This is a genomic window from Microcystis sp. M109S1 (genome assembly GCF_020247025.1).
Classification (GTDB): Bacteria; Cyanobacteriota; Cyanobacteriia; order Cyanobacteriales; family Microcystaceae; genus Microcystis.
Window position 1 is genome coordinate 1 of the sequence record NZ_JADBRW010000148.1, and the last position, 11388, is coordinate 11388.

General features: G+C 43.5%; 13 protein-coding genes and 1 pseudogene. 11 read left to right on the top strand and 3 right to left on the bottom strand.

The genetic code is table 11. The features are described from left to right. The first annotated feature begins 144 nt into the window (after positions 1 to 144). From IM322_RS07005 to IM322_RS07025, 5 genes are all read left to right on the top strand, one after another. Positions 145 to 3210: an efflux RND transporter permease subunit gene (locus IM322_RS07005; protein WP_287672872.1), complete on the top strand. Its 3066-nt coding sequence runs from the start codon at positions 145 to 147 to the stop codon at positions 3208 to 3210. Positions 3211 to 3261: 51 nt separating this feature from the next. After that, positions 3262 to 4254 (top strand): aldo/keto reductase, encoded by a 993-nt coding sequence (locus IM322_RS07010; protein WP_287672871.1) that lies wholly within the window; start codon positions 3262 to 3264, stop codon positions 4252 to 4254. Positions 4255 to 4825: 571 nt separating this feature from the next. After that, a complete protein-coding gene (locus tag IM322_RS07015; RefSeq protein WP_287672870.1) occupies positions 4826 to 5686 on the top strand; it encodes a hypothetical protein in 861 nt (286 codons plus the stop codon). A gap of 53 nt (positions 5687 to 5739) precedes the next feature. Further along, entirely contained in the window at positions 5740 to 6051 is a 312-nt protein-coding gene (locus tag IM322_RS07020) for a hypothetical protein (RefSeq protein WP_287672869.1), read from the top strand. A 123-nt stretch (positions 6052 to 6174) separates the two neighbouring features. Then, positions 6175 to 6402 (top strand): hypothetical protein, encoded by a 228-nt coding sequence (locus IM322_RS07025; protein ID WP_002803885.1) that lies wholly within the window; start codon positions 6175 to 6177, stop codon positions 6400 to 6402. 37 nt (positions 6403 to 6439) lie between these two features. Here the strand turns inward: IM322_RS07025 and IM322_RS07030 are convergent, their stop codons facing one another. From IM322_RS07030 to IM322_RS07040, 3 genes are read right to left on the bottom strand one after another with little or no spacing between them, the layout of a single operon-like run. Then, entirely contained in the window at positions 6440 to 7288 is an 849-nt protein-coding gene (locus IM322_RS07030) for an ADP-ribosylglycohydrolase family protein (RefSeq protein ID WP_287672867.1), read from the bottom strand. Between the two features lie 8 nt (positions 7289 to 7296). Continuing rightward, positions 7297 to 8058 carry a helix-turn-helix domain-containing protein gene (locus IM322_RS07035; protein ID WP_287672866.1) on the bottom strand — a complete coding sequence of 254 codons (762 nt, stop codon included), beginning with the start codon at positions 8056 to 8058 and terminating at the stop codon, positions 7297 to 7299. A gap of 26 nt (positions 8059 to 8084) precedes the next feature. Further along, positions 8085 to 8831, bottom strand: coding sequence for a pseudouridine synthase (locus tag IM322_RS07040; RefSeq protein WP_287672864.1), 747 nt, complete (start codon positions 8829 to 8831; stop codon positions 8085 to 8087). Between the two features lie 501 nt (positions 8832 to 9332). Here IM322_RS07040 and IM322_RS07045 point away from each other — a divergent pair. The 6 genes and pseudogenes from IM322_RS07045 to tumE all read left to right on the top strand — a co-directional run. Then, entirely contained in the window at positions 9333 to 9584 is a 252-nt protein-coding gene (locus IM322_RS07045; RefSeq protein ID WP_287672862.1) for a hypothetical protein, read from the top strand. A gap of 8 nt (positions 9585 to 9592) precedes the next feature. Continuing rightward, on the top strand, positions 9593 to 10024 hold the full coding sequence (locus IM322_RS07050) for a type II toxin-antitoxin system VapC family toxin (protein ID WP_287672861.1): 432 nt from the start codon (positions 9593 to 9595) through the stop codon (positions 10022 to 10024). 223 nt (positions 10025 to 10247) lie between these two features. Beyond that, the gene (locus tag IM322_RS07055; protein ID WP_287672859.1) at positions 10248 to 10448 is read left to right on the top strand and encodes a hypothetical protein; all 201 of its coding nucleotides are present in this window, start codon (positions 10248 to 10250) and stop codon (positions 10446 to 10448) included. Further along, complete coding sequence (locus IM322_RS07060; RefSeq protein ID WP_271973334.1) at positions 10435 to 10581, top strand: PIN domain-containing protein; 147 nt, start codon at positions 10435 to 10437, stop codon at positions 10579 to 10581. The genes IM322_RS07055 and IM322_RS07060 overlap by 14 nt, the downstream gene beginning before the upstream one ends. A gap of 48 nt (positions 10582 to 10629) precedes the next feature. Then, a complete protein-coding gene (gene tumA, locus IM322_RS07065) occupies positions 10630 to 10860 on the top strand; it encodes an antitoxin TumA (RefSeq protein ID WP_287672858.1) in 231 nt (76 codons plus the stop codon). A 28-nt stretch (positions 10861 to 10888) separates the two neighbouring features. Continuing rightward, a pseudogene (gene tumE, locus IM322_RS07070) lies at positions 10889 to 11239 on the top strand (toxin TumE); the annotation flags it as partial. Positions 11240 to 11388: the final 149 nt, after the last annotated feature.

The following is an 11388-nucleotide window of genomic DNA, read 5'->3' on the forward strand; positions in this document are numbered from 1 at the left end:
AACTAATTAACTTAAAACTTACATCTGATAACTGATAACTGATAACTGATAACTGATAACTGATAACTGATAACTGATAACTGATAACTGATAACTGATAACTGATAACTGATAACTGATAACTGATAACTGATAACTGAAATTATGGCTTTTAATATTTCTAATTGGTCTATCAAAAATCCCATTCCGACGATCCTGATCTCCCTGGTTATGGCCTTAATGGGATATATTGCCTTTCTAGGATTAGGGATCGATCGCTCTCCTAATATTGACATTCCGGCCGTGATTATCACCGTTAATCAAGCCGGCGCCGGTCCAGAGGAATTGGAAACTCAAGTCACCAAAAAAGTCGAGGATGCGGTGGCTGCTTTGGGTAATATCGATCAAATTACTTCTACCGTCAACGAAGGCAGCAGCAGCACCACCGTTAACTTTATCCTTGGCACTAACAGCGATCGCGCTACCAATGATGTGCGCAATGCCATAGCGCAAATTCGGCAGGATTTACCCCAAGATGCTAATGATCCAATTGTCCAACGTTTAGAATTTGCCGGGGGTGCAGTGATGAACTATACCATCTCCTCCCCGAAAAGATCGATCGCCGAATTAAGTGATCTAGTCGATCGTCAAATTGGCCGCGCTTTAACAGGAGTGCCGGGAGTAGCGCGAGTCAATCGGATTGGGGGAGTCGATCGAGAAGTGCGTGTAGATTTAGATCCTGGTCGTCTGATCGCCTACGGTATCACGGCCACGGCGGTTAATGACCAAATTCGTAGTTTTAATATTAATTTACCCGGAGGGCGATCGGAAATCGCTGGCAGTGAACAAACTGTCCGCACCCTCGGCAGCGCTGAAACGATCGAAGATTTAAGAAATTATCAAATCTCTTTACCTAACGGTGATACCGTCCCCTTAAGCAATTTAGGGACAGTTAGCGATAGTTCCAGTGATCCTCGACAAATGGCCCTCTTAGATGGGCAGCCAGTGGTGGGTTTTTCGATTTTACGGGGGACTGGCAGCACTTTGGTCACGGTAGAAACAGCAGTACGTCAAGAAATCGAGAATTTAAAGAAAAAACTGCCCGAAGACATTAAATTTCAATTAATTTTTACCCGTGCCGACTCAATTCGTGCTAGTTACGAAAGCCTTCTTAGCGATCTGATCATCGGTTGTATTATGACGGTGATCACGGTGGGTCTATTTTTAGGCAATTGGCGCGCCACGATTATCACGGGTTTGGCCCTGCCTTTGTCGATTTTCCCGACTTTTTGGGTGATGCAGGCCCTAAATTATACCCTTAACGGCATGACCCTACTGGCCTTAGCTTTAGCTTTGGGTAATCTGGTCGATGATGCGGTGTGTATGGTGGAGGACATCGATCAACATTTAGCTATGGGTAAAAAACCCTTGCAAGCGGCCTTTGATGCCTCAAAAGAGATTGGATTAGCCGTTTTAGCGAGTGCGGCGGCAATTATAGCGGTATTCCTGCCGGTTGCTTTTATGGGCGGTGTGCCGGGCCAATTCTTTCAACCTTTCGGCGTTACTGTGGCGGTTTCTACCCTATTTTCCAGTTTGATCGCTGTCACCGTCACCCCGATGTTAAGTGCCTATATTCTACAGCCGAAAAAGCTGAAAACCGGTGATAATAATCCCTCCTCGCGCCCGCGTTTTCGTCCCTACAAAAGTTTGTTAACTTGGGCTTTACGTCATCGAATCCTGACTTTATTAGCGGCTTTGGCCTTTTTTATCGGTAGTTTACAGTTAGTTCCCTTGATTCCAAAAGGGTTATTTAGTTCTGGGGATACCGGATTAAGTACGATCAGTCTAGAATTGCCTCCCGGTGCAACTTTGAATGATACTGTTGCCGTGGCTAATCAGGTGAATAGTTTACTGCAAAAAAATCCCGCCGTCGCTAATGTTTTGGCTATTCCGGGAGATTCGGGACGGGTAAATACGGGGTTAATATATGTTAATTTAGTTCCTAAGGAACAGCGATCGCTAACTCAACGGCAATTTGAGGAACAAACCCGCCGGGATTTCCAGAAGATACCAGGGGCTAGAGTGACTTTTCGGGCGCAGGGGGGAGCGGGAAGCACTAAAGATGTGGCTATAGTCCTGAAAAGTGAAAATGGCGATATTTTAACCCAAACTGCCCAAAAATTAGAGCGAGAAATGCGGGCATTACCCGGTTTTGTCGAGGTAAGTTCGGGGGTAAGTTTAGTTAAACCGGAGATCATTATTCAACCAGATCCCGTCCGGGCTGCCGATCAGGGAGTCTCGGTCAGAGCGATCGCCCGTACTGCATCTTTGGCTTTAATCGGGGATAATGAGTTTAATTTAGCTAAATTTAACCTTGCCGACCGACAAATTCCCATCCGGGTGAAAATTGCCAATGATGGACGCAGTGAGATAGAAACTCTGCAAAATTTGCGCGTTCCTAGCAGTAATGGGACGTTAGTACCGCTTAACTCGGTGGCGACAATTAGCTTAGGTAGTGGACCTGCGGAAATTCAACGCTTTAACCGTCAACGTCAGGTTAATATTGGAGCTAATTTAGAGGGAGTTTCTTTGGGAAGTGCGGTGACACAAATTCGCGCTTTACCAATCATGAAAAACTTACCCCCAGAGGTGACAGAAGAACCCTTTGGTGATGCTCGTATTATGCGCGATATCTTTGCTCGTTTTTTGGGAGCGTTAAGTTTAGCAATTATTTCTATCTATGGGATTCTGGTCTTGTTGTATAACAATTTTCTCTATCCCCTAGCGATTTTAACTTCCCTTCCTTTATCGATTGGTGGCACTTTAATTGCTCTTTTAATTACCCAAAAAGAGTTAGGTTTATACGCTTTAATTGGCATAGTTTTACTGATGGGATTAGTCACTAAAAATGCGATTTTGTTAGTAGATTTTGCCCTGAGTGGCATTGAGGCAGGGAAACCGCAATTTAAGGCGATGATTGATTCGGGAGTCTCTCGTTTACGACCAATTATTATGACCTCCGTTTCCACAATTGCCGGGATGTTACCGATTGCTTTAGCTTTGGGTGCAGACGGTGAAATTCGCGCACCGATGGCGATTGCCGTTATTGGTGGTTTTACCACTTCCACCCTATTAACTTTGGTGGTTGTGCCGGTAATCTTTACTTATATCGATAGTTTTTACTATTGGTTGCGGGGATTATTTGTTAAACAAAAACCTAAGTCGATTTAGTAGTAAAATATCTCTCTGAAAGCTTGAGAAAAAACCCAGAGAAACTGACCCATGAATCCCTTGACAGTCACACATCAAACTCTATCCCTTCCCCCCATGGGCTGCGGTACTTGGGCCTGGGGAAATCGTCTTCTCTGGGGTTACGATGAGAGTATGGATAGCCAGTTACAAGCGGTTTTTAATCTCTGCGTCGAGCGGGGTGTCACTCTATTTGATACGGGAGACTCCTACGGGACAGGCAAACTCAACGGACAGAGTGAGAAGCTATTAGGACGCTTTACAGGGGAATATAGCGGTTATAACGCTGATCATATCCGTATTGCCACCAAACTCGCCCCTTATCCTTGGCGTTTAACCCGTCATGCCATGGTGAAAGCTTGTCAAGCTTCGGCAACCAGATTGGGTCGCCCAGTGGATTTAGTGCAAATGCACTGGTCAACGGGCAATTATGCGCCATGGCAGGAGGGAGGATTATTAGACGGATTGGGGGATTGTCTGGAAAAGGGGTTAGTTAAAGGAGTCGGTTTATCCAATTTTGGACCGAAAAGATTGAAGTCTGCCTATCAAAAGTTTGCCAGTCGCGGCATTCCTATTACCAGTTTACAGGTACAGTATTCTCTCCTTTCTACCTATCCTCTCACTGACTTAGGATTAAAGGAACTATGTGATCAATTGGGCATTAAAATTATTGCCTATAGTCCCTTAGCTTTGGGGTTATTAACGGGGAAATATCGAGATAATAAAAACTTACCCCCAGGATTACGTCGCTTCCTTTTTGGTCAATTAATTCCCGCTATTTCGCCTCTGATAAGTTGCCTAGAAGTTATCGCCCAAGCTAAAAATAAAACTATTAGCCAAGTTGCTTTAAATTGGTGTATCTGTAAGGGAACAATTCCTATCCCCGGAGCTAAAAATGTCCGGCAAGCTGAGGATAATTTAGGCGCTTTAGGATGGAGTTTAGACACAGGAGAAATAGCAGAATTAGATAAAATTGCCGCAGGTTTAGATAAAAAAATGGTACAAAATATCTTTCAAACTAAGTAGGGTTTGCGGCAAAAAGTCTTGGAGTGGGAACGGGCAACAATTTTCGCATTTCATCGGACTCTGCCTATGAAATGCAGAGGAAAAACTTCCTATATAGGGTCTACTGAAAAAGTTTTTCGTGGGGGCAGGGTGTGGGGTGTGGGGTGTGGGGTGTGGGGTTTTACCGATTTTCAGGTGGTCAACTACCTAATTTTCAGGGAAAAAGTGCCTAAATTTCCCCCCCCCTGATCACTCCAAGGGCTGGCACTTTTTGATGTCAAAAAAGCCTAAAGATATTATCCAACAAGGTTTTTAGATTTATTCAGCAAACCCTAGATAACCATTAAGATAACTGCTATAATTGAGTTCGCTCGAACAAGAAGAGATAATAAAGATCTAAAAAGTTTTACAAATAAATATTTCAAAATCTTGGTTACAGGGGTCAATGTTTAGGAGGTATAGATAGCCTATAGCTAGGGTTTGTTCCAGTTAAGAGAAATAAATTGTTGAGGAGTCAATTGGTTATGTTCGGTTCTCTTACTTTGGGAATAATAACCCCAGTAAAAAACTTGTGAACAAGGTAGTTTTAACAATGACTCAACCTTATGAAATGCCCGATGAGCGGGAGGGTTCTACTATGGAATCGTCAACGAATAAAGATGTGGTCGAATTTGATCCCAATGCGCCTTTGGGAAGCGAAAATCAAGCCTTAGAAGTAATGGAAGCCTCTGAGTCGATCGATACAATCGGTATCACTCAAGATTGGTTTTCAGCCCAAGAAGAATTAGAACAGCGCCTCGGAGGCAGTGAAACCTTTACCGCCTCCCTATCCGAGTCGATTGCGGACTATGACACCGGAGGGGAACGTATTCTCGGCACTGGCATCGGTTTTCGTAGCGTCGGTGGACTGCTTACCCCTGATGTGACTCTGAAAGTTTACGTCAGCGAAAAAGTGGCCGGGACAATTGCCGCTAGTGCTTTTGCCGCCGTACCCACCTCGATCGGGGGTATGCCTGTAGAAATCGAAGAAGTGGGCGAGATCGTCACCCAGTTATATAATCGTCGTTATGCGCGCCCAGTTCGTTGTGGTGTCTCCATCGGTCATCCGCAAGTAACCGCGGGGACTCTTGGCTGTCTGGTAGTGCTACGCAACAATAAGCTGTGCCTGTTGAGTAATAACCACGTCATCGCCAATTCCAACAACGCCCGTATCGGCGATCCGATTATCCAGCCCGGACGGGTTGATGGTGGGGTTGTCCCCGGCGATCGAATCGCCCTCCTGGAAAATTTTGTCCGGGTCAACTGTCCGGGCCCTAACTTGGTAGATGCGGCCGTTGCTTGGACAGCTTTTAGTTTTGTCGATCCGCGTCATGTCAACTACACCCTCAATCCTACACCGATCGCCGCCCGCCTAGGTAAGCTAAACGGCTTTTACTTCGGATCACCGATATAGACTCCAAAAGGGTTATAGCTATTGGATCATGCAGGTTAAGCGCCGTTTAGCTTATGACGGTGAAGAAAAATGGTCGGACAACCCAAGCAACTATCGGCACGATTACCGATATTAACGTCAATATCTCCGTCGGTGGCTACTCCTGCGGTGCCGCCCAATTCCGCAATCAGATCGGCATCCGTGGCATCGGCGGCAATCCTTTTAGTCGCGGTGGGGACTCTGGTTCACTGATCGTGACGGCAAACAGCAATCAACCCGTCGCCCTCCTCTTTGCAGGACGAACAGACAACAGTATCACCTTTGCTAACCCGATCGAAGCCGTGATCTCGCAACTTTCCATTCAGAGATTTGTCAACAGTCGCTAATTCACCCTCAAGTTTTCCTCTCGCCAATCTCCGCACCTGATCGCCGAATCCTAGAGGCGATCGGGTATTGTTTCAGCTAAAATTTATTTGTCGCCGACCATCGATTTAATAGGGGTAACACCGATGAAAAATTATACTCAGGAACAGTTGTTGGCTTTGCGTGACAGCCAAGAAGCTTGGTTGATGGCTCAACCCGGTGTAACTGGCACCGGAATCGGTCTAGATGCCAGAGGGCAGCTGGTGTTACGCATCTTCACCAAAGGCATTTCTGCCAGCACACGCCAGTCTATTGCCGGGCAACTCCCCCATGTTCCCCTCGACTGGGAAGAAGGAGATGTGATCGCTTATTAAAGCCAGCGAGCGCCTGTAGTCCAAATAACAGCGATCTTCAACTGTCTTGAGAGACCAATTTTAAGCTGGGACGGGGTTGGATTGTTCCCCCGTAAGCGACGGCAGTATGAGGAGATAGGACAAGATGAGGAGATATACCCAGGGAAATTCGATAGATTTCCCCAGCTTTATCCATTAATTGCTGTTTAACTGGCTCTTTCGGCAAATTTTGCCGCCAAGCGAGGGGAATCCCCTCGATACCGTTGTACAATCCCGCCCAAATTCCCGCTAAAGTGGTGGTTAATTGCCGTTGATAGGGACTAGAATTAGCGCGACGCACGCTAAGGGCGAAATCCTCGGTCGTTTGCAGAAAGGTATAGAGAGAAGCTGCGATCGCAATTCCTAAAGGTGAGATATCTTTCGCCCAAGCCGATAAAATGAACTCTAAGGGATGATTTTGCCCTAAAGCTGACTGAATCTGCTCTAATAGCTTATTCTTGGGCTTAATAGTTAGTAATTGCCCCATTAACTGATTTAAAGGCTTTTTCCCCTGTAATAACAGACCTACTGCCTCTCCCCAAATTATCGCTTCTTGTTGGGTTAACTCGGAAATTAAGCCCTTTTTCAGCCAAAAATTTAATCTAGCTTGCCAACGTTCCCTATAGTCAGGCCAGGTTAAAATCTCCGGCAACAGCACAAATAATAACGCCGATTCCGACTCTTGCTTGGCTGCGATCGCAATCTGCAAGTCTTCCTTAGATTGCAGAGCTTGCAAAAGCAGGGTCGTCCTTGGCGTAGCCTCATAGTTAAAGGCTGGTATTAGGGGCTGATTATGCAAGGATTCCCCGATATATGCCCCGATTAACCCTCCCTGAAGGCGATCGAGGGGTGAAAAAACCTTTTGCATAAATTAGCTCAATTTGCCCGGTAGGTGACTTCCTCGACTTTGCCCGGTTGCCCCAGTTGTTTAGCATTGGCATTATTAACGGCAACGTAAACCCCGCCGGCATTACCCGCCCTCACGGTTAATTCTCGGTTTGCTTGCCAAGTGCGATGGGTTCCTTGGGGCAGCACACCCTCAAATTCTGTCTTGCCATCCACCACCACCCGCAGCCAGCAGTCATCCTCCAGTTTTACCCCCACCACCAGCTGCTGATTATTGCTGGTTTTGTTGGCTACCGGTTGAAGGGGATTGCTTTTCGGTTGGACAATTTGCTGTTGTGGCAAGGAAGGCGGCGGTAAGCGATTCGATTGCAGTACCGATTTTTGCAGGACGTGGGATAGGGTTTGTACGGAACCAATAACTAAGATTAAATAAAGAAAATAGAGATGAATCGGGCGAATTTGAAGACTCGGCAGCGATAAAGACGGTTTTGTTCCCCTAAAAAAGTTATTTACCTTGGTGGGAAAACGTCGGCTAATCGTCTCACCATCCAAGGCGAGACTATCAGCAAATTGCTTGATTAACCAACGAATATAAATCGGCTCGGGCAATGCTTCCAAATCCCCCGCTTCCAACGCTTCTAGGCGATGGCGCGGGATTAAGGTTTTCTGGGCAATTTCCTCGAGGGAAAGGGACTGTTCTAGGCGATTTTTTTGCAAATAAACGCCGATTTCCAGTAATTTGGTTCGCTGTTTATGCTGGGGATCAAGTTGTGATTGGAGAAGGCGAAACATATCGCTATTAGGGGCTGACTTTCAGCTTAGTTAATCTGGCTTTTTAAATATTTCAGTTCATCAAGGGTTAAAAAACGGTAATGACCCAAGGGTAAGGGGGAATTATTACCAGAGTTTAGTTGAATACGACCGATGGCACTGCGATGAAGTTTCAGGACGTGATAACCTAATTCTTCGGCTACACAGCGAATCTGCCGATTTCTTCCCTCCACTAAAATAACTTCTAGTAGGGTTTTTTGGTCGGTTTGCTTGAGTATCTCAACCTGTGCGGGTAAGGTTTTTTTTCCCTCTAAGAGGATACCTTCTCGCCAACGCTGGAGCGCAAGTCTATCAATCGCACCATCTAGCCAAACCCGATAGGTTTTGGGCAAATGATAACGGGGATGGGTGAGGGTGAGGGTGAGTTGACCGTCGTTGGTGAGGAGTAAAGCCCCAGTGGTGTTAATGTCCAACCTTCCTACGGGATGTAACCCTGTCTCGCTGGCGAGGGAGTCGGGCAAAAGGTCAATTACCGTCGGCCGGTTTTGTGGATCCTTACAGGTAGAAACCACACCAATGGGTTTGTTGATCAGTATATACAATCTTTGGGGACGATTGGCCGGTTCAATTTTTTTTCCGTCTATCTCTAGGTGATCTTTTTCGGGGTCGGCTTTTTCTCCTAACTGCACGATTTTGCCATTCCGTCTCACTCGTCCGGCCACGATCATCTCCTCCGCCCTTCTTCGGGAGGCAATTCCCCACTGGGCAAGGATTTTCTGGACTCTCTCCGCCATTTTTTTTTAGTTTTTAACCCTTTCTCTCTCCTATTATAGGCATCCTAAAAGGGTTTTTTCGCCCAAAAAGTGAAGAAAAACCGAATATCTCCGGCTGCCTCTTTGATTTTTTTTTTCTGAAAACTTCTCAAAAAAAAAGGAGTGATCCCTTGACTTGGGCGGCGGCTTCGGTTATACTTTTCTTATAATGGGAATCTGTCTATCTTTTTTGGAGTGCCAACACTCCATTATATATAAAGTCTTATAAAAATATTATTGCAAAAAGCCGTGAAAAAAGCAAGCAAAATTTTGCCGACAATTGTTAAAAAAGTCGGGCTAATTTTCCTTACGGATGATATGACTTTAAACGGGTTATTTCTCGGTTATCCAAGCGGTAAACTTTGATTGGGGATGAATTGGGGACGTAAGCGACGGAGTTTGCGTCTCTTTGTTATAATTCAAAGGCTAGGCTATAATAACTCTTCATAAACACCGATAATTTTGGTCAAAGATGTAAAAAAAATGAATATTCAACTCGTGGAATCTCTAGTTAATGCAATTAAATCCTTGTCCCTAGAAGAACAGGAATTGTTAGGAAAAAAACTCAAAGATCACCCCTCTTGGGAAATTGCATTAGAACGAATTGACGCAACTCGAAAAGCCATTTATGAACGTCGTCAAGGAAAACCATTTGAAACCGATGTTACTGAAATTATTCATCAAATGAGAGAAGAAAGAGATCGGCAATTGATGGAAGAAATTGTGAGTGAATAGAGAAAATAATGACTAATACATTTATCTGTGTTGATTCTAGTTTTATAGTTCGTTTAACAACGGTTGAACCTTCTGTAACAATGTATAGTCAACTCTGGCAAAAATGGATGACCGAGGAAAATTTAGTGATTGCGCCAACTTTATTATGTTACGAAGTCACTAACGTATTTCATCGTCTGAAAAAAGCTGGTCAAATTTTGGAGACAGAAGCGCAAACCCTCCTTACAGAAGTCTTAGATTTACCCATTCAGTTTCATGGATATCTTTACCTCCATTACCAAGCAATAGAAATTTCGCAAACCTTGAATCTTCCTGCTACTTATGATGCCCATTATCTAGTATTAGCTCAACGATTTCAAGCAAATTTATACACCAGCGATAAACGCTTATTTAACAGCGTTAAATCTTCTCTAAGTTGGGTTCATTTGGTTGAAGTGTAGATTTTTATTTCTCTCTCAATAGCTTTAGTTTTATTTAACCTGACAATTCAAGTCAGTATCGGTGATATTCGTACCAATACAGCTGGTTTAATCATTGCTACATCTTCCTCTGTCTGCTCTAGATAAACACCGATAATTTTGGTCAAAGATGTAAAAAAGGAAGAGCATTATTGTGAGAGGGTGTAATTAGTATAATTAAAGTAAAAATCATTCCAAGGTAGCCATGATTAAAAATATTAATGTAACTGGACTTAAACCTGAACAAATTCAGCAGATACAGGTACTTATTGCCGCATTTAAAGCTCAAAATCAACTCAATAAAGGTGAAACTGAAATTGATATGATTGAATACCTGTTGGAAAATCCTATAGAGGTTGATAATTTAGAATTTATGAAACGAGAAGAAATTTATGACGGAACTTAAAAATCATAGTTGTTTTGTTGATTCTAATATTTGGCTTTATGCTTTTTCCACTGATAAAAAAGAAGAAACTAAAAGAATAATTGGTGCGTTACGCTATCGCGCTTCGCACCCGACGATTTATGTTTTTGTTTGAGCGCGAACGTTTATAATCAAAATATCATTATTTTGGAGTAAAAGAAAAATGCGTAAACAGACCATTCAATATACATCATCTTTAGATGCTTTGATTGCTGTTGCCAAGCGACTTAGCGTCTATGAGAACCAACATAAAATGGATTCCGAAGATTTTTATAAAGAATACAATCAGGGAATATTGTCAGATGATATAATATTTATAGAATGGGCAAACGATTATCGTCATTACCTTGCTTTGCGTCAAGAATTAGAACAAAGATTAAATCATGCTGCTTAAACTTTTATCTGATTAACTCAATCAAGTAGAGCAAGCAATTGTGCAGTGTAAAAATGCTTATGTAGAATGTTATCAAGAAGAAATACTGACATCACAAAGAGCTAACGCCAATTTAAGAATTAGGTTACGTTTCAAGCAGACCCATTTATTAGAAATAAACGAAGCTATAGTAATCACAGACAATTACTTAGAATTCCTAGATTATCGTTACCATTTACAAGATGAAAAAAACAACCTAGTTTTTCGTTATGATAGTACCCCTCACTTTCCCAATCTCTCTACTTTTCCCCATCACAAGCATTTACCAAACGATGTAATTAGTTGTCACAAACCCGAAATTAATCAAGTCTTAAAAGAAGCAACAGAGTTATTGAGGTAAATAGGGTTTGCTGAAAAAGTTTTTCGGTGGTGGTAGGAGTCAGGAGTCAGGAGTCAGTAGCCGGTCGTTTCAGGCTTTGTTGCCCTTGTTTTTTGTACCAAGCGATGTACTATAAGAAGGATAATGCAAGGTTTTTGAAAGTCCCAATC